Genomic DNA, 22405 nt, shown 5'->3' on the forward strand with positions numbered 1-22405 from the left:
CAAGGAGCAGATCCCATGACCAACCCGCAAGCGGAGCACCGCGCTTCGGTGCGCCGCGTCCTCGCGGTGATCCCCGCGCGCGGCGGCTCCAAGGGCGTGCCCGCGAAGAACCTCGCCCCGGTGGGCGGCGTCCCGCTGGTGGCCCGTGCCGTACGGGAGTGCCGCGCGGCCCGGCTGATCACGGACGTCGTCGTCTCCACCGACGACCAGGCCATCGCCGCCGCCGCGCGCCAGGCCGGCGCCGAGGTCGTGCTCAGGCCCGCCGCCATCGCCGGGGACCTCGCGACCTCCGAGGCCGCCGTGCTGCACGCCATGGACGCCCACGAGGCGCTGCACGGCGCGGCCGTCGACGTGGTGGTGTTCGTGCAGTGCACCAGCCCGTTCCTGGTCCGCGAGGACATCGACGGGGTGGCCGCCGCGATCGTCCAGAACGGCGCCGACACCGCCGTCACCGTGGCTCCCTTCCACGGCTTCGTCTGGCGCGACGCCGAGGATGAAGTGGCCCCCGGCACCGTCTCCGAGGCCGACGCGGCCGTCGGTGGCGGCTACGGCGTCAACCACGACAAGTCCTTCCGCCCCCGCCGCCAGGACCGCCCCCAGGACCTCCTGGAGACCGGCGCCGCCTACGCGATGGAGGCCACCGGCTTCCGCAAGCACCAGCACCGCTTCTTCGGCCGCACCGAACTCGTGCGCACCGACCCCGCCCGCGTGCTGGAGATCGACGACCCGCACGACCTCGCCCGCGCCCGGGCCCTCGCGCCGCTGTTCGACGCGGACCGCCCCGGCGCCCTCCCGACCGCCGACGACATCGACGCGGTCGTCCTCGACTTCGACGGCACCCAGACCGACGACCGGGTGCTGATCGACTCCGACGGAAAGGAGTTCGTCTCCGTGCACCGCGGGGACGGACTCGGCATCGCCGCCCTGCGCAGGAGCGGTCTGAACATGCTGATCCTCTCCACGGAGCAGAACCCGGTCGTCGCCGCCCGGGCCCGGAAGCTCAAGCTCCCGGTCCTGCACGGCATCGACCGCAAGGACCTCGCGCTGAAGCAGTGGTGCGAGGAGCAGGGCATCGCGCCGGAGCGCGTGCTCTACGTCGGCAACGACGTCAACGACCTCCCGTGCTTCGCCCTCGTCGGCTGGCCCGTGGCGGTCGCGAGCGCCCACGACGTGGTACGCGGCGCCGCACGTGCGGTCACCACCGTCCCCGGCGGTGACGGCGCGATCCGAGAGATCGCCAGCTGGATCCTCGGCCCCTCTCTCGATTCCCTCAACAAGTAAGGAACGCCAGAAGCCATGTCTGCTCTCAACTCCCGCCTCCGCACCTTCGGTACCGAGCGCATCGCCGGCCCCGGTCAGCCCGTCTACATCTGCGGCGAGATCGGCATCAACCACAACGGTGAGCTGGACAACGCCTTCAAGCTGATCGACGTGGCCGCCGAAGCCGGCTGCGACGCCGTCAAGTTCCAGAAGCGCACCCCCGAGATCTGCACCCCGCGCGACCAGTGGGACATCGAGCGCGACACCCCCTGGGGCCGGATGACCTACATCGACTACCGCCACCGCGTGGAGTTCGGCGAGGACGAGTACCGCCAGATCGACGAGTACTGCAAGGAGAAGGGCATCGCCTGGTTCGCCTCCCCGTGGGACACCGAGGCCGTCGCCTTCCTGGAGAAGTTCGACGTCCCCGCCCACAAGGTGGCCTCCGCCTCCCTCACGGACGACGAGCTGCTGCGCGCCCTGCGCGCGACGGGCCGCACGATCATCCTGTCGTCCGGCATGTCGACCCCGAAGCAGATCCGCCACGCGGTCGAGGTCCTGGGCTCGGACAACATCCTCCTGTGCCACGCGACGTCGACCTACCCGGCGAAGGCCGAGGAGCTCAACCTCCGCGTGATCAACACGCTCCAGGAGGAGTACCCGAACGTCCCGATCGGCTACTCCGGCCACGAGACGGGCCTTCAGACCACCCTCGCCGCGGTCGCCCTCGGCGCCACCTTCGTCGAGCGCCACATCACCCTCGACCGCGCCATGTGGGGCTCCGACCAGGCCGCCTCCGTCGAGCCGCAGGGCCTCACCCGCCTGGTCCGCGACATCCGCACCATCGAGGCCTCCCTCGGTGACGGCGTCAAGAAGGTCTACGAGTCCGAGCTCGGCCCGATGAAGAAGCTGCGCCGCGTCACCGGCGTCATCGCCGAGGCCGAGATCGCGGCCGCGGCGGGCGAGCCCGTCGGCGTCTGAGTCCCGGTCCCACACCCCCCACAAGAGAACAACCACGACGGGACGGTCGTACGTAGATGAGCCGCCGCGCCGGGTCCACCGGCCCCCACACTCTCGCCTTCGTCGAGAGTCCGGTACAGCTGTTGAACGTGCTGGAGTGGGCGCACGAGCGCTCACCCGGCGCGGGGCTCACCCTCGTCGTCCTGTCCCCGAACGACCCCATGACCCGCGGCCAGCTGCGCCGCATGGCCGAACTCGCCCGCGAGGAGGGCCACGCGGTCCGCTGGGAGGAGGCGCGGGGCGGCGCCCTGGCCCCGTTCCACACCATCGGCGGCCTGGCCGGCATGCTGCGCCGGGCCGACCGGATCGTCCTGGGCGACCCCTTCTCCCGCTACGTCCAGCTGCTGCTGACGATCACCCGCGCCCGTGACCTCGTCGTCGTCGACGACGGCACCGCGACCATGGAGTTCGTCTCCCAGCTCGCCAGCGGCGAGCGGCTGGTGCGCTGGCACCGCAAGGGCGGCCGGCCCGGCCCCCGCGACCTGGTCTTCGCCCCGGTGTCCTCGGCCGCCCGCAAGCGGCTCACCCCGAACGAGCACCGCCAGGTGGAGATCTTCTCCTCCATGCCGATGGAGGAACCCCCCTTCGGCGTCGTGGTCACCGCCAACACCTTCGCCTGGACCCGCACCCGCTTCGGCCCGCCCCGCATCACCAAGGGCGCCGACATGGTCGGTACGTCACTGGTCGAGACCGGAGTGGTGGACGCCGACCACTACCTGGAGGCCGTCCGCGCCCTGGCCAAGGCCCACGGCGCCACCCGCTACTTCGCCCACCGCCGCGAGAGCACCGACAAGCTGCACCGCCTGGCCGTGGAGACCGGCCTGGAGATCGTCCGCCCCGACCTCCCGCTGGAGCTGATCGCCCGCCGCGGCCCCGTCGGCCGCACCATCCTCAGCTTCCCGTCGACGGTGGTGCACACCCTGCCGCTGGCGCTGGTCGGCACCGACGTCCGCGTCGCCGTCTGCGACATCGACCCCGCCTGGCTCACGGACAGCGCCTCACCCCGGGCCCAGGGCTTCCTGTCGGGGGTCACGGGGACGGCCCGTGACGTGCACCGGTTGTCGTCGGTGGCGAGAACGGCGTAGACGGCGCGCGGGCATAGAGGCGTGGGGGCGTGGGGGCGTCCCGCCTAGCCGGGCCTGCGCGCCAGTACGAAGGCCCGCGGGCGGGTCTCCTCCTCGTACGGCTCGCGCAGCATCCGGGCCCGGACGGTGAGGCCCGCCTTCTCCAGGTGCGCCGCCACGGTCTCCGGCGTACGCCAGTAGTAGTCGAGCGCGATGGGCTGCCCGAAGCGCTCCGCCAGATGGACCCGGTCCTCCTCGTCCCCCGACTGGAAGACCAGCAGGACGTGCCCGCCCGGCACCAGCACCCGGTGGAACTCGGCGAACACCCCGGGCAGCTCCTCGTCGGGGAGGTGGATGACCGAGTACAGGGCGGTGATCCCGCCGAGCGTCGCGTCCGGAAGGTCCAGGGACGTCATCGACCCCACGTGGAAGCGCAGCCCGGGGTGTGCCCGGCGGGCCAGCTCCACCATCCGGGGCGACAGATCCACCCCGAAGACCGGCAGCCCCAGCGCGTCCAGCCGTGCGGTGACATGTCCGGGCCCGCTCCCGAGGTCGGCCACCGGCGCGGTCCCGCCCGCCCGCACCAGGTCGGCGAAGGCGGTCAGCAGGGCCTCCTCCAGCGGTCTGGCCCCCAGCCCGTCGGGATGCCGCTCGCTGTAGGCGTCGGCGATCGCGTCGTAGGAGCTCCGGGCGGTCCGTATGAAGTCCGGGTTCTCGTCACTCACGGTGTCGAACCTAGCGGCCGCCCCGCCACCCCGCCGGGCACTTCACCGGGGCCGCACCCGGAGTTCTCCCGTCCGCCGCCGACAGGCCGCGTCAGGGGTCCTCGGCGGTCCAGGTGAAGCCCGCGAGGGAGCCCCCGGGGGAGTCGGCGGGGGAGTCGGCGGCCCTCTCGGCCTCCTCCGCTTCCCCGGCCCGTTCGCCCCGTCGGCGCAACAGCCACACCCCGGTCGACAGCAGCCACCCGGCCAGGATCATCACGACGAGCGCGGCCAGGGCCAGCCCCAGCGTGCCGAACAGCCCGACCCGCGCCAGCAGCCCGGGAAGCTGTTCCTCCCCGCAGCCGCAGGCCTGCCGGGGAGCCGTCGCCAGGGTGGTCGTCATGAGAGCGGGATGCCCCCGCGGGCCGTACCGTGCACACAGCGTCGCGAAGCCGTTGCGCGGCGGTGATGACTCCGGGACCGCGCGCCGTTTCCGTGTCCACGCGGTCCCGACAGGTGAACAGATCGGTCTTCGATCCGCCTGGCGTGGTATCCGTGAAGGAAGGGGTGGTGCCCTCCGGCAACCACCCGGCCGGAAAAATCGGCCGAGTGTACCCACCCCGAACGGTACATATGCGTCCGGCGGTCAGATTTTCTTCCCCTAACGGGTTGAACTTTTGTTGATCGAGGGTCAGTTGACCGGTCGGGCGTCCTACCCTTCAGAGGGTGAAGCAATTGATGTCGCTAGAGTCCGAGGCCGATCTCCCCGGGGAAGCCGTGCTTCCCGGTGCGCTTCCCGAGGCGCTCCGTGCCGAACTCGTCGCCTTCCGCCGCGACCTGCACATGCACCCGGAGCTCGGCAACCAGGAGTTCCGCACCACCGCGGCGATCAAGGAACGGCTGGAGCGGGCCGGTCTGAAGCCGCGGGTGCTCGCCGTGGGGACCGGGCTCGTGTGTGACATCGGCGACTGGGACGGCGGGCGTCCCATGCTCGCGCTGCGCGCCGACATCGACGGCCTGCCCATCCCGGACACCAAGAGCGAGTGCCCCTACCGCTCGACCGTCCCGGACCGGGCGCACGCCTGCGGCCACGACGTCCACACCACCGTGGTGCTCGGCGCCGGCCTGGTCCTCGCCGAACTGCACCGGCGCGGGCTGCTGCCGCGGCCCGTGCGGCTGGTGTTCCAGCCGGCCGAGGAGGTGCTGCCGGGCGGTGCCGCCGACGCCATCGACTGCGGGGTGCTCGAAGGCGTCGGCAAGATGATCGCCGTGCACTGCGACCCCCGGGTCGACGCGGGCCGCATCGGGCTGCGCGAGGGTGCCATCACCTCCGCCTGCGACCGGCTGGAGATCGCGCTCGACGGGCCCGGCGGCCACACCGCGCGCCCCCATCTGACGACCGACCTCGTCACCGCCGCCGCCCGGGTCGTCACCGACGTCCCCGCGCTGGTCGCCCGCCGCGTCGACACCCGCGCCGGGCTCGCCGTGACCTGGGGCCGTATCGAGTCGGGCCACGCCCCGAACGTGATCCCGCAGCACGCCGAGCTCTCCGGCACCGTGCGCTGCCTCGACATCGACGCCTGGAAGCAGGCGCCCGACATCGTGGTCGCCGCGATCGACGAGGTCGCCAACCTGCACCGCGCCAAGTCGGAGATCAACTACGTCCGTGGTGTCCCGCCCGTGGTCAACGACCCGGCGGTGACCGAGCTGCTGCGCGACGCCATGACGGTCCGCCGCGGCGCAGACGCGGTGGAGGGCACCGAACAGAGCCTGGGCGGCGAGGACTTCTCCTGGTACCTCCAGCACGTCCCCGGCGCCATGGCCCGCCTCGGCGTCCGCACCCCCGGCGAGCGCACCGTCCGCGACCTCCACCAGGGCGACTTCGACGCCGACGAGTCGGCGATCGAGGTCGGCGTGGAGCTGTTCACGGCGGCGGCGCTGCTGGACGCGGCCGGCGCCTAGTCCGGATCCCCGCAAGGGAGCTCCGCAAGGGACCTCCGCAAGCGGAGCGGCTTTCACGAGAGCCGCTCCGCCGTCCGGCGCAACACGGTTGTAAGCCAATCGTGAACTGCTCGCAATGTGGCGCGTGGGGCTCGAAGACTCTCAGTTCAGACGCTGTTTGCCTCGAATCGATAACGGCTTCGAGAGAGGTCTTTTTCTGACATCTACGCGCGTTACGATGCCGCGAAGCCGACGCCGCCGGGGCGTCGCGGCCCGAGCACTGGCATGGTGCTCACATGAAGCGCCGACATGGCGCTCAGGTCAGGTGAAGGAGCCTCCCGTGCGCCGGGTAGCCAAGCTTTCCGCTGCGTGTATCGCTTCCGCAGCTCTCGCACTGACTGCCACCGCGTGTGGCAGCACATCCTCCGAGAACGACAGTTCGTCCTCGGCCTCCGACGGCGGCAAGGACGGTGTCAAGATCGGCCTCGCCTTCGACGTCGGCGGCCGTGGTGACCGTTCCTTCAACGACTCCGCGGCGCGCGGTGCGGACAAGGCCAAGGAGGAGTTCGGCGGCGACATCAAGGAGCTCACCGCCAAGAGCTCCGACACCGAGGCCGACCGTGAGCAGCGTCTGTCGGACCTGGCCGACGCCGGCTACAACCCGGTCATCGGTGTGGGCTTCGCCTACGCCACGTCGATCGGCAAGGTGTCCGCGAAGTACCCGAAGGTGAGCTTCGGCATCATCGACTCGGTGGTGGAGGCCAAGAACGTCAACAGCATCACCTTCACCGAGGAGCAGGGCTCCTACCTGGCCGGTGTCGCCGCGGCGCTGAAGACCAAGAAGGACCACGTCGGCTTCGTCGGCGGCGTCGACACCCCGCTGATCAAGAAGTTCGAGGCGGGCTACGTCCAGGGCGTCAAGGACACCAAGCCGAGCGTCAAGGTCGACGTCCAGTACCTGAGCCGCGGCACCGACCTGTCCGGCTTCTCCAGCCCGGACAAGGGCAAGGAGGCCGCGTCGGGCATGCTCGACAACGGCGCGGACGTGGTCTACGCGGCGGCCGGTTCCTCCGGCAACGGCGCGATCGAGGCGGTCAACGGCGTCAAGGGCGCCTGGGCCATCGGCGTGGACTCCGACCAGTACAACATCCCGGGTCTGGCCAAGTACAAGAACTCGATCCTGACCTCGATGGTCAAGAACGTGGATGTCGGTGTCTACGACTTCATCAAGTCGGTCCACGACGCCAAGCCGCTGACCGGCGTCAACAACTACTCGCTGGCCACCGACGGTGTCTCGCTCGCCACCAGCGGCGGCTTCATCGACGACATCAAGCCCCAGCTGGACGCGGCGAAGAAGAAGATCGTCGACGGCGGCATCAAGGTCAAGACCACTCCGTGACCTGAGGTTCCCGGCCGAACCTGGGCTCGGCGAGGGGGCGTTGACAGCCCCTCGCCGAGCCATAACAATGTGTCAACTCTACGCGTGTAGCACGGAGTTGCCGCGCTAGCGTCACCGACGCCTGCCCTCCCCTACGCAGCCCTTTTCCCCGAGGAGAGTGCGCCATCAACGCGTCCAGCCCTCCCGCAGCCGTCGAACTGCGCGGCATCACCAAGCGATTCCCCGGCGTCGTCGCCAACCGGGACATCGACATCACCGTCAGCACCGGCACCGTCCACGCCCTGTGCGGTGAGAACGGCGCCGGCAAGTCCACCCTGATGAAGATCCTCTACGGCATGCAGCAGCCGGACGAGGGCACCATCACGGTGGCCGGCGAGCGGGTCACCTTCAATAACCCCGCCGACGCCATCGCCCGCGGCATCGGCATGGTGCACCAGCACTTCATGCTCGCCGACAACCTCACCGTCCTGGAGAACGTCGTTCTCGGCGCGGAGAAGCTGTACGGCATCGGCGCCAAGGCGCGCACGAAGATCAAGGAGATCTCCGACGCGTACGGACTGGGCGTCCGCCCCGACGTCCTCCTGGAGGAACTCGGCGTCGCCGACCGCCAGCGCGTGGAGATCCTCAAGGTCCTCTACCGCGGCGCCCGGACCCTCATCCTCGACGAGCCCACCGCCGTCCTCGTGCCCCAGGAGGTCGACGCCCTCTTCGACAACCTGCGCGAGCTGAAGGCCGAGGGCCTCACCGTCATCTTCATCTCCCACAAGCTGGGCGAGGTGCTCTCCGTCGCCGACGAGATCACCGTCATCCGGCGCGGCACCACCGTCGGCACGGTGGACCCGCGGACCACCACCTCCAAGCAGCTCGCCGAGCTGATGGTGGGCAGCGAACTGCCCACCCCGGAGACCCACGAGTCCACGGTCACGGACGTGGCGATGCTCACGGTGGACGGACTGCGTCTGAGCCAGACCGACCTCGACGGCGTCGAGCGCATCATCCTCGACCGGATCGGCTTCACCATCCACAAGGGCGAGATCCTCGGCATCGCCGGTGTGGAGGGCAACGGCCAGTCGGAGCTGGTCGAGGCGATCATGGGCATCCGCACCCCCGACGCCGGCACCATCACGCTCGACGGCACCGACATCTCCCAGACCGCCACCCGCCGCCGCCGCGAGGCCGGCGTCGGCTACATCCCCGAGGACCGCCACCGCCACGGCCTGCTCCTCGAAGCCCCGCTGTGGGAGAACCGCATCCTCGGCCATGTCACCGAGAAGCCCAACGCGCGCGGCGGCCTCCTCGACCTCAAGGGCGCCCGCACCGACACCCAGCGGATCATCGAGGACTACGACGTCCGCACGCCCGGTATCGAGGTCACCGCCGCCTCGCTGTCCGGCGGCAACCAGCAGAAGCTGATCGTCGGCCGCGAGATGAGCCACGCGCCCAAGCTCCTCATCGCCGCCCACCCCACCCGCGGTGTGGACGTCGGAGCCCAGGCCGCCATCTGGGACCACATCCGGCAGGCCCGCCGCGAGGGCCTGGCCGTGCTGCTGATCTCGGCCGACCTGGACGAGCTCATCGGACTCTCCGACACCCTGCGGGTGATGTACCGCGGCCGCCTGGTCGCCGACGCCGACCCCGCCACGATCACCCCCGAAGAGCTGGGCTCCGCCATGACGGGTGCGGCCTCCGGCCACCTGGAGCACACAGAGGACGACGCCCGATGAACAAGCTCACCGCACGGATCGACAAGGAGCGGCTGCTCCTCGGCCTCGCGGCCCCGCTGCTCGCGCTCGTCGCGGCGATCGTCGTCACCACCCTGGTGATCCTCGCCACCGGCAAGAACCCGGGCGCCGCCTTCAGCGACATGCTGACCTACGGCTCCGCCAGCGACAGCCAGGTCTACATCCTCAACAAGGCGACGACGTACTACCTGGCGGGTGTCGCGGTGGCCGTCGGCTTCCGCATGAACCTGTTCAACATCGGCGTCGACGGCCAGTACCGGCTCGCCGCGTTCATCGCCGCCGTCCTCGGCGGGGCGCTGACCGTGCCCGGCTGGATCGCCATCCCGCTGATCATCCTGTGCGCCATGGCGACCGGCGCCCTGTGGGCGGCCATCGCGGGCGTCCTCAAGGTGACCCGCGGGGTCAGCGAGGTCATCTCGACGATCATGCTCAACTCGATCGCCACCGCGGTCATCGCCTACCTGCTCCAGCCCGGAAAGCTCGCCGAGCTCCAGAGCGGCGGCACGGTCGTCTCCACCAAGCCGCTGCCGAAGGACTCGTACTTCTTCTCCATCGACACCGGCCCGGCCGGTGAACTGTGGGGCTTCATCGTCATCGCCGCGCTCGTCGGCGTCGCGTACTGGTTCATCCTCGGCCGCACCCGGTTCGGCTTCGACCTGCGCACCGTGGGCCAGTCCGAGAGCGCCGCCGCCGCGAGCGGTGTCAGCGTGAAGAAGATGGTCGCCACCAGCATGATCATCTCGGGTGCGGTGGCCGGTCTGATCGGCATGCCGACCCTCCTCAACGACAGCCACCAGTTCAGCAACGACTTCCCGGCGGGCATCGGCTTCACCGGCATCGCCATCGCGCTGCTCGGCCGCAACCACCCGGTCGGCATCGCCCTCGGCGCCCTGCTGTGGGGCTTCCTGGAGCGCACCACCAACCACCTGGAATTCGAGGGCTACGACAAGGAGATCCTCGGCGTCATCCAGGGCGTCATCGTCCTGTGTGTCGTCATCGCCTACGAGGTCGTACGCCGCTACGGCCTCAAGCGCCAGCAGCAGCGGGTCGGCGCCGAACTCGCCGCCCAGGCCGCCGCCCCGACCGAGAAGCAGGAGGTGGCGTGATGACTGCCACGATGACCGACACGCCGCCGCCCGCGGCGCCCAAGGCGGACAGCGGATCCAGGAGCGGCCGCTCGCTCGGCATGATCCTCATGATCGTCGCGGGTGCGCTGCTTCTGGTGTCCGCGGTGCGCGTCCTCACCGGCGCCGAGCAGCTCACCTCCGACGGACAGATCAGCGCCGCGCTGGCCCTGGCCGTGCCCATCGGTCTGGCCGGTCTCGCCGGTCTGTGGTCGGAGCGGGCCGGCGTGGTCAACATCGGCCTCGAAGGCATGATGATCCTCGGCACCTTCGGCGCCGGCTGGATCGGCTGGCAGTCCAGCCCCTGGCTCGGCCTGCTGTGCGGGGTCGGCTTCGGCGTCCTCGGCGGTCTGGTGCACGCCGTCGCGACCATCACCTTCGGCGTCGACCACATCGTCTCCGGTGTCGCGGTCAACCTGCTCGCCCTCGGCGCCACCCAGTACCTCGCCAAGCTCGTCTTCTCGGAGGGCGGCGCGGCGGACGCGGGCGGCAACCCCAAGCAGTCCCCGCCCGCGGACTCGCTGCCCAACATCGACGTGCCCGGTCTCTCGGACGCCCTCCAGTCGGTCGAGAAGCACCACTGGTTCCTGATCTCCGACCTCGCCGGCATCATCGGCGGACTGGTCACCAACCTGTCCGTGATCACGCTGCTCGCCGCGGCGCTGTTCGTGGGCAGCTGGTGGCTTCTGTGGCGCACCGCCTTCGGCCTCCGGCTGCGCTCCTGCGGCGAGAACCCGGTCGCCGCCGAGTCCCTCGGCGTCAACGTCTACAAGTACAAGTACGCGGCCGTGGCCGTCTCCGGCGGCCTCGCCGGACTCGGCGGCGCCTTCCTCGCGCTGGTCACCTCGCACATCTACCTGGAGGGCCAGACCGGCGGGCGCGGCTACATCGGCCTCGCGGCCATGATCTTCGGCAACTGGCGTCCGGGCGGCCTGGCGATGGGGGCCGGCCTGTTCGGCTTCTCCGACGCCCTCCAGCTGCGCAACGGCGGCGAGACCGTGCACGCGCTGCTGCTCCTGCTGGTCGTGCTGCTCGCGCTCCTGGCCGGCTGGAAGCTGTACAAGAAGGCGCTGTGGCAGGGCGTGGCCAGCGCGGTCACCGCCGTCCTCGTCCTGGTCTGGTACCTGCTCACCGACAACGTGCCCAGCGACTTCGTGGGCGCCACCCCGTACGTCGTCACCCTGCTGGTGCTGTCGCTGTCCGCGCAGCGCCTCAGGATGCCCAAGGCGGACGGTATGCGGTACCGGAAGGGACAGGGCAAGTGACCGACGTCGACTGGGAGCGGTTGCGCGAGGTGGCCCGGGACGCCATGTCCCGGGCGTACGCCCCGTACTCCCGCTACCCGGTCGGCGTGGCGGCCCTCGTCGACGACGGCCGGATCGTCTCCGGCTGCAACGTCGAGAACGCCTCCTACGGCCTCGGCCTGTGCGCCGAGTGCGGACTGGTCTCGGAGCTCCAGAACACCGGGGGCGGCCGGCTGACGCACTTCACCTGCGTCGACGGCCACGGCGAGATCCTCGTCCCGTGCGGCCGCTGCCGGCAGCTGCTGTACGAGTTCGGCGGCGCCGACCTGCTGCTGGAGACCCCGGCGGGCATCCTGCCGCTGTCGAGGATGCTGCCCCAGGCCTTCGGCCCGGACCATCTCACCAAGTAACTCCCGTTAGGAAAGCCAAAGCCATGGCCATGGACGCCATCTCCGTCATCCGCACCAAGCGGGACCGCGGTGAACTCAGCGACGAGCAGATCGACTGGGTCATCGACGCGTACACCCGCGGGGAGGTCGCCGACGAGCAGATGTCCGCGCTCGCCATGGCGATCCTGATCAACGGCATGAACCGCCGGGAGATCGCCCGCTGGACGGCCGCGATGATCGCCTCCGGCGAGCGCATGGACTTCGCGTCCCTGTCCCGTCCGACGGCCGACAAGCACTCCACGGGCGGCGTGGGCGACAAGATCACCCTCCCGCTGGCGCCCCTGGTGGCGGCCTGCGGTGCGGCGGTCCCGCAGCTCTCCGGCCGCGGTCTCGGCCACACCGGCGGCACCCTGGACAAGCTGGAGTCGATCCCGGGCTGGCGCGCGCTGCTCTCCAACGAGGAGATGCTGTCCGTGCTCGACGGCACCGGCGCGGTGATCTGCGCGGCGGGCGACGGCCTGGCCCCCGCGGACAAGAAGCTCTACGCCCTGCGTGACGTCACGGGCACGGTGGAGGCGATCCCCCTGATCGCCTCGTCCATCATGTCGAAGAAGATCGCGGAGGGGACGGGCTCGCTCATCCTGGACGTGAAGGTCGGCACCGGTGCCTTCATGAAGACGATCGAGGACGCCCGCGAGCTGGCGTCCACGATGGTCGGCCTCGGCACGGACCACGGGGTCAGGACGGTCGCGCTGCTGACGGACATGTCCACCCCCCTCGGCCGCACGGCGGGCAACGCCCTGGAGGTCCGCGAGTCCGTCGAGGTCCTGGCGGGCGGCGGCCCGTCGGACGTCGTGGAACTGACCCTCGCCCTGGCCCGCGAGATGCTGGACGCGGCGGGCGTGCGCGACGCCGACCCCGCGAAGGCGCTGGCCGACGGCTCCGCGATGGACGTCTGGCGCCGGATGATCACGGCCCAGGGCGGCGACCCGGACGCGACCCTGCCGGTCGCCCGCGAGCAGCATGTGGTGAAGGCGAGCGCCTCCGGCGTCCTCACCCGCCTCGACGCCTACGGCATCGGCGTCGCCGCCTGGCGCCTCGGCGCGGGCCGCGCCCGCAAGGAGGACCCGGTCCAGGCGGGCGCGGGCGTGGAGATGCACGCCAAGCCCGGCGACCCGGTCACCGAGGGCCAGCCCCTCCTGACCCTCCACACCGACACCCCGGAACGCTTCGAGTACGCCCTCCAGTCGATCGAGGGCTCCTACGACATCGCGGCGGCGGGGACGGACTTCACGGCGTCCCCGGTCGTACTGGAACGCATCGCCTGACCTGCGGTTTCCTCATTCGGGTGAACGGGATCGGTGGACCACCACCGGTCCCGTTCGGCATGCTGGGATCGGTGACGACCGATTGGAGACCGCCATGAGCGCACTCGCCGCCGAGCCCGGCTCCCCTGGAAACACGGACTGGGACGAACTCGTCCGTGTCTGGGAGGAGACGGACGCTCCCGAGGGCAGCAAGGTGGAGATCATCGAAGGGATCGTCACCGTGTCGCCTCCGCCGTCCGAAGAGCACAACGACACTGCTGAGCTGGTTCAGCGCCGCCTGTACACAGCGATTCCCGACGATTGGGGCGTCTATCAGACCCTCGGCCTCGCCTGCCCGGAGACGGGCGGCCTCTTCATGCCCGACCTGTGCGTCGTGCCGAGGGCTGCTCTGCGCCGTGGAACACGCGTGCATGCCGGCGAAGCCGAACTCGTCGTCGAGGTCACGTCCAAGAGCAACGCGAACCACGACCGCATCAAGAAGGCCCACGGCTACGCCGTGGCGGGCGTACCGCTCTACCTCCTGCTGGACGCCTGGCAGTCAGGACGTCCCACGGCGACGCTCTACGGGGAACCGCGGAACGGCACATACCGAGTGCTTGACTCGGTGGAGTACGGCGAGGAGCTGACTCTGCCCGAGCCGTTCAAGCTGGTCCTCGACACCGGCATCTTCCCGCTCAGCTGACTCCCAGTCACCCCAGAACCGCCGCCACCACGATCAGCACCGGCACCGAGATCACCGTCGACACCAGGATCGAGTCCCGCGCCAACCGCTCGCCCACCCCGTAGGTCGACGCGTACGTGTACAGGTTCTGCGCGGCCGGGAGGGCCGACGTCACCACCACGTCCAGCAGCGGAGCGCCCCGCAGGCCGAAGACTCCCGCCGCCAGGGCCCAGGCCGCGGCGGGCTGGCCCACCGACTTCAAGGCGACGGAGAGAAGGACGAGGTGGCGGTCCGGGCCGCGGCCGGGCATCGTGCTGCCGCACAGGGAGATGCCGAAGGCGAGCAGAACGGCCGGGACGGACATACCGCCGATGAGGGAGAGCGGGTCCATGATCGGGGCCGGTACCTTCACCCCCGCCGCCGACACCGCCACCCCGGCCAGCGATCCCACTGCGATCGGATTGCGCAGGGGCGTCAGCAGCCGCGTCCACAGCGGGCCCTTCTCGCCCTCGCCGGAGGTCAGGTCCAGGACGGTCAGCGCGACCGGGGTCACCCCGATCAGCTGGAACAGCAGCACCGGTGCCACCAGCGAGGCGTCGCCCAGCACATACACGGCGATCGGGATCCCGAGGTTGCCCGAGTTGACGTAACTGGAGCACAGCGCGCCGATCGTCGTACGGCCCACGCCCCAGCGTCGGACGACGCCCACCGCGACGAAGACCCCCGCCGCCAGCGCCGTGCTGAGCGCGGTGACCAGCAGGCGGCTGGAGAAGATCACCGACAGGTCGGTGCGCGCGAGCGTGGTGAACAGCAGGGCCGGGGACGCCACATGGAAGGCGAGCTTGGTCAGGACCTGTCGGCCCTGGTCGCCGAGATAGCCGCGCAGACCGATGACATAGCCCACCCCGATCACGACCGCGATGACCGCGAACCCGGTCAGCACTCCCTGCACGGAGCCTCCTCAGAGGTGAGGAAGGCGTGCGGTGTCCAGGGCGGCGCCGATATGTGGGGCATACAGGCAACCCTCCGGGGAAGGAGGGCCGCGGGTCAATGTGATCCCGGTCGGCGGGCGACCCGGGCGGCAGCCGAGGACGCCGGCCGCGATGAGTTACGCCCGCCCGCCCGGTCTACAGATCGTGGACGCCATGACACCCGCAGTACTCATGCTGACCGGCCCCGTCACCAGAGACGAGGTGGCCGGGCTCTGCGACGACGTGCGAGCGCTGCTGGAGAGCACCGGCGCCGAGCGAGTGGTGTGCGACGTCGCCGACCTCGGCCCGCCCGGCCTCACCGCCGTCGACCTGCTGGCCCGTCTCGACCTCACCGCCCGCAGGTGCGGCGGCCGGATCCGGCTGCGCGCCCCCGATCCCGCCCTACGCGCCTTCCTCGACCTGGTCGGCCTCGCCTTCGAGGTGGAGGGGCAGTCCGAACAGCGGGAACCAGCGCTGGGTGTCGAGGAAGCAGTGGAACCCGGTGATCCGGCCGTCTGAGATCTCCAGCACCTGCACCGCCCAGGGGGTGAAGCCGCCCTTCTCCGGGTCCGGCTTGTACTGGGCGAACCCGGGCAGGCCGTTGACCTGGACCGGCAGCAGACGCGAACCGGCACAGGCGGAACCGAGCGTCGTCATGAAGCCGGTGATGTCGTCGTGGCCCGTCAGCCACAGGTCGAACGGCGGCATCGTCATGATGGCGTCCTCGTGCAGCAGGGCCGTCAGCGCCGTCATGTCGTAGCCCTCGAAGGCCGCCACATAGCGGTCCAGGAGCTTTTGCTGGTCCTCGTCCAGCGGGTCGGACACCACCGCGTCGGCGCCGTGCTGCGCCCGCTCGGCGAGGGTCGCGCGGGCCCGCTGGAGGGCGCTGTTGACCGAGGCGACCGAGGTGTCGAGCAGCTCGGCGACCTCGCTCGCCTTCCAGGCCAGCACCTCGCGCAGGATCAGCACCGCGCGCTGCTTGGCCGGGAGCTGCTGAAGGGCGGCCATGAAGGCCAGCCGGACCGATTCCTTGGCGACGGCCGCCTCTGCCGGGTCTTCCGTCGTCGGGAGCACGCGCGCGTCGGGCATGGGTTCCAGCCAGGTGTTGTCCGGGCGGGGGGAGAGGGCGGCCTGGGCGAGCGGCGTGGACTCGGAGAGGTCCATGGGGCGGGCGCGCTTGTTGCCGGCGGTGAGCATGTCCAGGCAGACGTTCGTCGCGATGCGGTAGAGCCAGGAGCGGAGACTGGAGCGCCCCTCGAACTTCTCGTAGCTGCGCCAGGCTCGGACCATGGTGTCCTGGACCGCGTCCTCGGCCTCGAAGGAGGAGCCGAGCATCCGGTAGCAGTAGCCGGTCAGCTCCGTCCGGTGCCGTTCCAATGTGACGTCGAGGTCCGTCGGCGTCGCCGTGCTGTTCGTCATCGTCCACCCACCCCTGTGGAGTATCTGTCACGCCTCTTTGCGTCCAGCACTTCGGAAGCTACCGCAGCCCACTGACAATGGCCCGCCAAGTGGGGAAAGGGGCAGGTGGGAGAGGTGCTGGGGCTCCGCCCCGGACCCCGCTCCTCAAACGCCGGAGGGGCTGGATTTTCAGCCCGTCCGGCGTTTGAGGACGAGGCCCCTTCAGGGCCGAAGCGGGGGTCTGGGGGCGGCAGCCCCCAGGGATGGGACGGGTAGGGGCGGCGGGGGCGAAGGAAACCCCTCAGTGCACCGGCACCGGACCCCGCCGCGCCGCGACCCGCGCCGCACGCGTGCCGAGGACCGTGATGGCCACGACGCCGATCACGGCGAGGAGGCCGACCCCCACCGTGCCGCTCCAGCCGCCCGAGTGAAAGGCCACCGCGCCGATCGTGCTGCCGGCGCTGGAGCCGATGTAGTAGGCGGACTGGTACAGCGCCGAGGCCTGCGCGCGCCCGGTCGTCGCCGTCTTGCTGACCGCCGAGGACGCGACCGCGTGCCCCGCGAAGAAGCCCCCGGTGATCAGGACCAGGCCCAGCAGGACGAGCGGCAGGGAGTCGGCCAGGGACACCAGCAGACCCGCGGCCGTCGTACCGCCCGCCGCGTACAGCGCACCCCGGCGGCCGAGGCGCCCGACCAGCCGGCCGGCCGTGGACGCCGAGACCGTGCCCACCAGGTAGACCAGGAAGATCGAGCCGATGACGCCCTGCGGGAGCCCGAAGGGGGCCTCGGTCAGGCGGTAGCCGATCACCGTGTAGACCCCGCCGAACACCGTCATGAACAGCGCGCCGATCGCGTACAGCCGGCGCATCAGCGGGTTCGCGAGATGGTCGCGGACCGTACGGGCCAGGACCCGCGGCCGCAGCGAGCCGGTCACGAAGTGCTTCGGCGCGGGCAGCAGCAGTCGGAAGGCCACCGCGCAGCCGACCGCGATCACTCCGATCACCCCGACCGCGACCCGCCAGCCCCACTCCTGCGCGACCCAGCCGGTGATGACCCGGCCGCTCATCCCGCCGACGCTGTTGCCCGCCACGAACAGACCGATCGCGGTGACCAGCGCCTTGGGCGTGACCTCCTCCGCGAGATACGCCGTCGCCGAGGCCGGCAGCCCGGCCAGCGCCGCGCCCTGGACCGCCCGCAGCGCCACCAGCGCGCCCAGCGAGGGCGCGAAGGGCACCAGCAGGGCCACGGTCACCGCGACCGCCAGCGAGGCGGTCATCACCGTACGACGGCCGAAACGCTCGGACAGGGCGCTCATCGGCAGGACGAACAGCGCCAGCCCACCGGTCGCGGCCGCCACCGTCCAGCTCGCCTCGCTCGCCGCCACCCCGAAGTCGCCGGAGATCAGCGGCAGCAGCGCCTGCGTGGAGTACAGCAGCGCGAAGGTCGCGACACCGGCGAGGAAGAGGGCGAAGCTCATCCGTCGGTAGCCGGGCCCGCCCGGGGCCATACGGGAATCGACGACGGGGGAGGCGGGGGACGGGACGGACGGTGCGGCGCCCACGGCGGTGGACGCCCCGGTACTGGCGGGAGACATGCTTCGAACCTAAGGACGACCCCGCTCATCCGTCCAATGCACGGAATCGCCATAATCGTTCCCATGGAGCATCAGCAGAGGTCACAGTCCCGTCTGTCACCGTCCAGTGACACAGAAGACATGGTCATGTTGCTGGCGCCCCGGCTCGCGTACTTCGCCGGAGTCGCCCGCACCGAGCACGTCACCCGCGCCGCCCAGGAGATGCAGGTCCCGCAGTCCACCCTGTCCCGGGCCATGGTCCGCCTGGAACAGGACCTGGGCGTCGACCTGTTCGCCCGCATCGGCCGTACGGTCTCCCTCACGCCCGCCGGTCGCACCTTCCTCACCTCCGTCGAGGGCGCCCTCGCCGAGGTCGCCCGCGCCGCCGACGCGGTCCGCGCCGACGCCGACCCGGCCACCGGCAAGGTCGCCTTCGGCTTTCTGCACACCATGGGCTCCGAGACGGTCCCCGGCCTGATCCGCGCCTTCCGCGCCGACCATCCGCGCGTCCGCTTCAGCCTCGTCCAGAACTACGGCGAGGCCATGATCGAACGCCTGCGCTCGGGCGAGCTGGACCTCTGCCTGACCTCCCCGGTCCCGGACGCCCCCGACCTCGTCGGCCGCCGCCTCGACGAACAGAAACTCCGCCTCGTCGTCCCCGCCGACCACCGCCTCGCCGCCCGCAAACGCGTCCGCCTCGCCGAGGCCGCCGACGAAACGTTCGTCACGCTGGAACCGGGCTACGGCATGCGCCGCATCACCGACGACCTCTGCCAGGAAGCCGGCTTCAAACCCCGCATCGCCTTCGAGGGCGAGGAGGCGGAGACACTGCGGGGCCTCGTCGCGGCCGGCCTCGGGGTGGCCCTCCTGCCCCCACCGGCCGTCCCCCGCCCGGGAGTTGTCGAACTCACGGTCACAGCCCCCAGAGCGGTACGAGAAATCGCGGTCGCCTGGCTCGACGGCCACCCGGACACACCCCCGGTGGCAGCGTTCAAGAGGTTCCTGCTGTCGAAAAGAGGGAACCTGCTCCCGACCTAGGGGCGCGAGGAACTGCGCGACCAGCCACAACGAACCGATAGCGACCCACGCACCGCAGGTTCAACGGCGAAGGGACCGCCCAAAGCCGGAGGCAAGCGGCATCCTCAATCCCAGCGGCGGCGGCGCAGCCATCGCATCCCGAACCGGCCGGGAAAACGCCCGCCCGAACAACGCCCCCATCACGAAGTCCTCGGCGAGCGCATGCACTTCCTCCCGATGCTGATGCAACCCGTGCCCGTCGGAATGCACCTCGAACCGGCACACCTCCCGGTTCGCCTTCTTCGCCCGGGACGCCAGCCGGAACGACAACTCCGGATCCGTTCGCTCGTCGTTCGTGCCGTGCGCGATCAACACCTGCCGCCCGACCAGTTGTTTCACCGGTTCGGGTGGCGCGGCCACGTCCTCCTCGGGCAGCCAGGGGGCCAGCGCCACCACGGAGTTGACCGCCTCGTGCCCGGCCGAGCGCAGCGCCGCCCGGGCGCCCATGTCGATGCCGACGAGGCAGACGGAGACATCGCCGTAGCGTCGTACGACCTCTTCGGCCGCCCACGTCGCGTCATGGGCGAGATGGGCCTCGCTGCCGTTCCAGCCGCGATAGCGGTAGTGGACGACATGGGTCGCCAACCCCTCGGCGCGGCCCGCGCGTTCGAAACGGCGGCCCAACGTCCTGACGGACGCGGCCGCCCACAGGGTGGAGGGTCTGCGGGTGGAGACCTCGTCGCCCGCGGGGAGCAGTAGCACCACCCCGCTCACCGCCGTCGGTTCCGGACCGAGCGCCCGCCCCAGCCGGGCCGTGCGAACCGGCGTCGCTTGCTGTGCCATGACAGAACAGTGTCAGAAGGGTGGGTGTACGCCACTAGTACGTGCGGTCACCGTTACGTATCGGCGTTTTCGTACACCGCGCGATCTACGCGCGTAGGAGTTAGAGTGCGGAGATGACGAGCCAGACTGAGCGGATGGGGAAGACCCCGAGCCCGGACCAGATCCGCCGGGCACCCAAGGTTCTGCTGCACGACCACCTCGACGGCGGGCTGCGCCCCGGCACGATCGTCGACCTCGCCCGGGACACCGGATACGCCCACCTCCCCGAGACCGACCCCGACAAGCTCGGCGTCTGGTTCCGCGAGGCCGCCGACTCCGGTTCCCTGGAGAGGTACTTGGAGACCTTCTCGCACACCGTCGGCGTGATGCAGACCCGTGACGCCCTCGTCCGGGTCGCCGCCGAGTGCGCCGAGGACCTCGCCGAGGACGGCGTCGTCTACGCGGAGGTGCGCTACGCCCCCGAACAGCACCTGAACGGCGGTCTCACCCTCGAAGAGGTCGTCGAGGCCGTCAACGAGGGCTTCCGGGAAGGGGAGCGGCGGGCCCGCGAGAGCGGCCGGCGCATCCGGGTGGGCGCCCTGCTCACCGCCATGCGGCACGCGGCCCGTGCCCTGGAGATCGCCGAACTCGCCAACCGCTACCGCGACCTGGGCGTGGTCGGCTTCGACATCGCGGGCGCCGAGGCCGGTTACCCGCCCACCCGGCACCTGGACGCCTTCGAGTACCTCAAGCGCGAGAACAACCACTTCACCATCCACGCCGGCGAGGCCTTCGGGCTGCCGTCGATCTGGCAGGCCCTCCAGTGGTGCGGCGCCGACCGGCTCGGCCACGGCGTGCGCATCATCGACGACATCCAGGTCCACGAGGACGGCTCGGTCAAGCTCGGGCGACTCGCCTCCTACGTCCGCGACAAGCGCGTCCCGCTGGAGCTGTGCCCCAGCTCCAACCTCCAGACCGGGGCCGCGAGCTCGTACACCGAGCATCCCATCGGACTGCTGCGGCGGCTGCACTTCCGGGCCACCGTGAACACCGACAACCGCCTGATGTCGGGCACCAGCATGAGCCGGGAATTCGAGCACCTTGTCGAGGCGTTCGGTTATACGCTCGATGACATGCAGTGGTTCTCCGTCAATGCGATGAAATCAGCGTTCATTCCTTTCGATGAACGACTCGCCATGATCAATGACGTCGTCAAGCCCGGATATGCGGAGCTGAAGTCCGAATGGCTGTTCCAGCAGACCGCTTCCACCAGCGGATCTGTGGACTCGGAAGGCTGATTCACCAGAATCAGGAGTACGGAATGCGGGCGGGCTTTCACAATCCGTCCGCATTTCGATGTTTGCGGCGGGCGCCTGTGCATGTTTACGGTCGTGGACCGCTCACATCCCCGTAACTCCATTTCGAGGACGCAATTTCATGAAGCAGTCTGCTGCCAAGACCCTCGGTGTCGCCGCCCTCGGTGCCGCCTTCGCCGCCGCCGGTGCCGGCGTCGCGAACGCTGCCCCGGCCCTGCCCGACCCCACGCAGGCCCTGGACGGCGTGACCAAGACCCTCCCGACGGAGAGCCTCACCAAGAACCTCCCGGGTGCCGGTGAGGCGCTCGCCCAGGCGCAGCCGGCCCTCGGCACGAGCCTGGCCACCGCGCAGCCGGTCGCGCAGCAGGTGCTCTCCGAGGGGCCGACCGCGCCGGTCGCCGGTCTGCTCGGCGGCCTGCCGGTCGGCGGCGCCGGACTGCCCACGCAGGGCCTGCCCGTGAACGGCATTCCGCTGGGCTGACCCGACACCCCTGCACGCGCCGGTGGGGCGCACCCCGTGTCCACGGGGTGCGCCCCACCGGCGTACATACGTCACCAGGCGGTGCGGGCCGCCTTGCCCTCCGAGGGGAACAGGATCCACAGCGCGATGTAGAGCAGGAACTGCGGCCCCGGCAGCAGGCACGAGACCAGGAAGATGACGCGCATCGTCGTCGCGGAGGTGCCGAAGCGCCGTGCCAGCGCGGCACACACTCCGCCGATCATGCGGCCGTTGGTGGGGCGGGCGAGGCGGGACATTGCGGCTCCTTCGTGAGCGTCTGTTCGAGGCGGGCCGTGTACCCGTCTCAACTGACCCCAACGTTACGGAGACGAAGGGGGCAAAGCGTCGCTCTACGGGGCGATGCCGACCCTGGGAATCGTCGGGGTCAGACCCTGAGGGACGTCCTCCGGACGCAGGGAGTGGCGCCGGGCGCGCTCGTCCCTGCGGCGGAGCCGGGCACGGGCCGCCGGGACGAGCAGCGTGTGCGCCAGCGCCACGCCCACCGTGTTCAGCAGCAGGGAGTCGACGTCGACGCGCTGGCCCGGCACCCCGGTCTGGAGGAGTTCGATGCCCAGGGAGATCAGGGCGCCGGCGGCGGTCGTACGGACGAAGGAGGCGAGCGGGGAGACCGCGATCCGGCCGTGGGCCAGCGGGAGCAGGACACCCAGCGGGGCGAGCAGTCCGAGGCCGCCGCCGATCCGGCGGGCGGCCTCCTGCCAGCCCAGCGTCAGATCGAAGCGGATGCTCGCGAACGGATGCACGTTGGGCGGCATCACCCAGGGGACGTCCAGCGGGCGCAGCGTGTACCAGGCGGCGAACACGAGATGTGCGACAAGGAGGACACCCCCTGCCACACGGACGCTGATCTCGGCGCTGCCGCCGATGGAGCCTTCACGCTGCACGACCCCCTAGACGCGGCCTCCGGCACGATCGGTT

At 70.7% G+C, this 22405-nt stretch carries 23 protein-coding genes; 15 read left to right on the top strand and 8 right to left on the bottom strand.

Annotated elements, in window-relative coordinates:
* Positions 1-15: 15 nt before the first annotated feature.
* From SLINC_RS28075 to SLINC_RS28085, 3 genes are read left to right on the top strand one after another with little or no spacing between them, the layout of a single operon-like run.
* On the top strand, positions 16-1281 hold the full coding sequence (locus tag SLINC_RS28075) for an N-acylneuraminate cytidylyltransferase (protein ID WP_067438381.1): 1266 nt from the start codon (positions 16-18) through the stop codon (positions 1279-1281).
* A gap of 15 nt (positions 1282-1296) precedes the next feature.
* Positions 1297-2241: an N-acetylneuraminate synthase family protein gene (locus tag SLINC_RS28080; RefSeq protein WP_067438384.1), complete on the top strand. Its 945-nt coding sequence runs from the start codon at positions 1297-1299 to the stop codon at positions 2239-2241.
* A gap of 56 nt (positions 2242-2297) precedes the next feature.
* Positions 2298-3365, top strand: coding sequence for a hypothetical protein (locus SLINC_RS28085; RefSeq protein ID WP_067438387.1), 1068 nt, complete (start codon positions 2298-2300; stop codon positions 3363-3365).
* 44 nt (positions 3366-3409) lie between these two features.
* Here the strand turns inward: SLINC_RS28085 and SLINC_RS28090 are convergent, their stop codons facing one another.
* On the bottom strand, positions 3410-4069 hold the full coding sequence (locus tag SLINC_RS28090) for a class I SAM-dependent DNA methyltransferase (RefSeq protein WP_067438390.1): 660 nt from the start codon (positions 4067-4069) through the stop codon (positions 3410-3412).
* 91 nt (positions 4070-4160) lie between these two features.
* Positions 4161-4448 carry a hypothetical protein gene (locus tag SLINC_RS28095; RefSeq protein ID WP_067438393.1) on the bottom strand — a complete coding sequence of 96 codons (288 nt, stop codon included), beginning with the start codon at positions 4446-4448 and terminating at the stop codon, positions 4161-4163.
* 335 nt (positions 4449-4783) lie between these two features.
* Here SLINC_RS28095 and SLINC_RS28100 point away from each other — a divergent pair, with 335 nt between their 5' ends.
* From SLINC_RS28100 to SLINC_RS28135, 8 genes are all read left to right on the top strand, one after another.
* Complete coding sequence (locus SLINC_RS28100) at positions 4784-6007, top strand: amidohydrolase (RefSeq protein ID WP_067438397.1); 1224 nt, start codon at positions 4784-4786, stop codon at positions 6005-6007.
* A 319-nt stretch (positions 6008-6326) separates the two neighbouring features.
* Positions 6327-7385 (top strand): BMP family lipoprotein, encoded by a 1059-nt coding sequence (locus tag SLINC_RS28105; protein WP_067438400.1) that lies wholly within the window; start codon positions 6327-6329, stop codon positions 7383-7385.
* A 197-nt stretch (positions 7386-7582) separates the two neighbouring features.
* Positions 7583-9109: an ABC transporter ATP-binding protein gene (locus SLINC_RS28110; protein ID WP_107406685.1), complete on the top strand. Its 1527-nt coding sequence runs from the start codon at positions 7583-7585 to the stop codon at positions 9107-9109.
* The gene (locus SLINC_RS28115; RefSeq protein ID WP_067438406.1) at positions 9106-10233 is read left to right on the top strand and encodes an ABC transporter permease; all 1128 of its coding nucleotides are present in this window, start codon (positions 9106-9108) and stop codon (positions 10231-10233) included. The genes SLINC_RS28110 and SLINC_RS28115 overlap by 4 nt, the downstream gene beginning before the upstream one ends.
* A complete protein-coding gene (locus SLINC_RS28120; RefSeq protein ID WP_067438408.1) occupies positions 10233-11516 on the top strand; it encodes an ABC transporter permease in 1284 nt (427 codons plus the stop codon). The genes SLINC_RS28115 and SLINC_RS28120 overlap by 1 nt, the downstream gene beginning before the upstream one ends.
* Entirely contained in the window at positions 11513-11905 is a 393-nt protein-coding gene (locus tag SLINC_RS28125) for a cytidine deaminase (RefSeq protein ID WP_067438411.1), read from the top strand. Before SLINC_RS28120 ends, SLINC_RS28125 begins: the two co-directional genes overlap by 4 nt.
* 29 nt (positions 11906-11934) lie before the next feature.
* Positions 11935-13212 (top strand): thymidine phosphorylase, encoded by a 1278-nt coding sequence (locus tag SLINC_RS28130; protein ID WP_182449309.1) that lies wholly within the window; start codon positions 11935-11937, stop codon positions 13210-13212.
* Between the two features lie 94 nt (positions 13213-13306).
* Positions 13307-13894 carry a Uma2 family endonuclease gene (locus SLINC_RS28135; RefSeq protein ID WP_067438417.1) on the top strand — a complete coding sequence of 196 codons (588 nt, stop codon included), beginning with the start codon at positions 13307-13309 and terminating at the stop codon, positions 13892-13894.
* A 7-nt stretch (positions 13895-13901) separates the two neighbouring features.
* Here SLINC_RS28135 and SLINC_RS28140 read toward each other — a convergent pair whose 3' ends face one another.
* Positions 13902-14825, bottom strand: a complete 924-nt coding sequence (locus tag SLINC_RS28140; protein WP_067438420.1) for an AEC family transporter — start codon at positions 14823-14825, stop codon at positions 13902-13904.
* Between the two features lie 151 nt (positions 14826-14976).
* On the opposite strand from SLINC_RS28140, the gene SLINC_RS46290 reads away from it, so the two are divergent.
* A complete protein-coding gene (locus SLINC_RS46290; RefSeq protein ID WP_152038998.1) occupies positions 14977-15363 on the top strand; it encodes an STAS domain-containing protein in 387 nt (128 codons plus the stop codon).
* Here the strand turns inward: SLINC_RS46290 and SLINC_RS28145 are convergent.
* Both SLINC_RS28145 and SLINC_RS28150 read right to left on the bottom strand, forming a co-directional pair.
* On the bottom strand, positions 15247-16263 hold the full coding sequence (locus SLINC_RS28145; RefSeq protein ID WP_067438423.1) for a sigma-70 family RNA polymerase sigma factor: 1017 nt from the start codon (positions 16261-16263) through the stop codon (positions 15247-15249). The two genes, SLINC_RS46290 and SLINC_RS28145, sit on opposite strands and share 117 nt — an antisense overlap.
* Before the next feature lie 280 nt (positions 16264-16543).
* The gene (locus SLINC_RS28150) at positions 16544-17836 is read right to left on the bottom strand and encodes an MFS transporter (RefSeq protein WP_067438426.1); all 1293 of its coding nucleotides are present in this window, start codon (positions 17834-17836) and stop codon (positions 16544-16546) included.
* Positions 17837-17899: 63 nt separating this feature from the next.
* On the opposite strand from SLINC_RS28150, the gene SLINC_RS28155 reads away from it, so the two are divergent.
* Positions 17900-18853: a LysR family transcriptional regulator gene (locus SLINC_RS28155; protein ID WP_067438429.1), complete on the top strand. Its 954-nt coding sequence runs from the start codon at positions 17900-17902 to the stop codon at positions 18851-18853.
* A gap of 60 nt (positions 18854-18913) precedes the next feature.
* Here SLINC_RS28155 and SLINC_RS28160 read toward each other — a convergent pair whose 3' ends face one another.
* Positions 18914-19675, bottom strand: coding sequence for an alpha/beta hydrolase (locus tag SLINC_RS28160; protein WP_067438432.1), 762 nt, complete (start codon positions 19673-19675; stop codon positions 18914-18916).
* A 113-nt stretch (positions 19676-19788) separates the two neighbouring features.
* Between SLINC_RS28160 and SLINC_RS28165 the strand changes: the two genes are divergently transcribed.
* Positions 19789-20952, top strand: a complete 1164-nt coding sequence (locus tag SLINC_RS28165) for an adenosine deaminase (protein WP_067438436.1) — start codon at positions 19789-19791, stop codon at positions 20950-20952.
* A gap of 139 nt (positions 20953-21091) precedes the next feature.
* Positions 21092-21451: an ATP-binding protein gene (locus tag SLINC_RS28170; protein WP_067438438.1), complete on the top strand. Its 360-nt coding sequence runs from the start codon at positions 21092-21094 to the stop codon at positions 21449-21451.
* 71 nt (positions 21452-21522) lie between these two features.
* Here the strand turns inward: SLINC_RS28170 and SLINC_RS28175 are convergent, their stop codons facing one another.
* Together SLINC_RS28175 and SLINC_RS28180 are read right to left on the bottom strand one after the other, a co-directional pair.
* Positions 21523-21726, bottom strand: coding sequence for a PspC domain-containing protein (locus SLINC_RS28175; protein ID WP_067438441.1), 204 nt, complete (start codon positions 21724-21726; stop codon positions 21523-21525).
* A gap of 93 nt (positions 21727-21819) precedes the next feature.
* Positions 21820-22371 carry a VanZ family protein gene (locus SLINC_RS28180; protein ID WP_067438444.1) on the bottom strand — a complete coding sequence of 184 codons (552 nt, stop codon included), beginning with the start codon at positions 22369-22371 and terminating at the stop codon, positions 21820-21822.
* Positions 22372-22405 lie beyond the last annotated feature (34 nt).

The sequence above is a fragment of the Streptomyces lincolnensis genome, assembly GCF_001685355.1.
GTDB classification, from domain to species: Bacteria; Actinomycetota; Actinomycetes; order Streptomycetales; family Streptomycetaceae; genus Streptomyces; species Streptomyces lincolnensis.

Coding starts and splice junctions, on each gene's coding strand:
- SLINC_RS28135 (WP_067438417.1), top strand. CDS start 13,307: ATGAGCGCACTCGCCGCCGAGCCCGGCTCCCCTGGAAACACGGACTGG.
- SLINC_RS28170 (WP_067438438.1), top strand. CDS start 21,092: ATGAAGCAGTCTGCTGCCAAGACCCTCGGTGTCGCCGCCCTCGGTGCC.
- SLINC_RS28175 (WP_067438441.1), bottom strand. CDS start 21,726: ATGTCCCGCCTCGCCCGCCCCACCAACGGCCGCATGATCGGCGGAGTG.
- SLINC_RS28095 (WP_067438393.1), bottom strand. CDS start 4,448: ATGACGACCACCCTGGCGACGGCTCCCCGGCAGGCCTGCGGCTGCGGG.
- SLINC_RS28150 (WP_067438426.1), bottom strand. CDS start 17,836: ATGTCTCCCGCCAGTACCGGGGCGTCCACCGCCGTGGGCGCCGCACCG.
- SLINC_RS28155 (WP_067438429.1), top strand. CDS start 17,900: ATGGAGCATCAGCAGAGGTCACAGTCCCGTCTGTCACCGTCCAGTGAC.
- SLINC_RS28160 (WP_067438432.1), bottom strand. CDS start 19,675: ATGGCACAGCAAGCGACGCCGGTTCGCACGGCCCGGCTGGGGCGGGCG.
- SLINC_RS28130 (WP_182449309.1), top strand. CDS start 11,935: ATGGACGCCATCTCCGTCATCCGCACCAAGCGGGACCGCGGTGAACTC.
- SLINC_RS28165 (WP_067438436.1), top strand. CDS start 19,789: ATGACGAGCCAGACTGAGCGGATGGGGAAGACCCCGAGCCCGGACCAG.
- SLINC_RS46290 (WP_152038998.1), top strand. CDS start 14,977: ATGAGTTACGCCCGCCCGCCCGGTCTACAGATCGTGGACGCCATGACA.
- SLINC_RS28100 (WP_067438397.1), top strand. CDS start 4,784: ATGTCGCTAGAGTCCGAGGCCGATCTCCCCGGGGAAGCCGTGCTTCCC.
- SLINC_RS28145 (WP_067438423.1), bottom strand. CDS start 16,263: ATGACGAACAGCACGGCGACGCCGACGGACCTCGACGTCACATTGGAA.
- SLINC_RS28080 (WP_067438384.1), top strand. CDS start 1,297: ATGTCTGCTCTCAACTCCCGCCTCCGCACCTTCGGTACCGAGCGCATC.
- SLINC_RS28120 (WP_067438408.1), top strand. CDS start 10,233: ATGACTGCCACGATGACCGACACGCCGCCGCCCGCGGCGCCCAAGGCG.
- SLINC_RS28115 (WP_067438406.1), top strand. CDS start 9,106: ATGAACAAGCTCACCGCACGGATCGACAAGGAGCGGCTGCTCCTCGGC.
- SLINC_RS28085 (WP_067438387.1), top strand. CDS start 2,298: ATGAGCCGCCGCGCCGGGTCCACCGGCCCCCACACTCTCGCCTTCGTC.
- SLINC_RS28075 (WP_067438381.1), top strand. CDS start 16: ATGACCAACCCGCAAGCGGAGCACCGCGCTTCGGTGCGCCGCGTCCTC.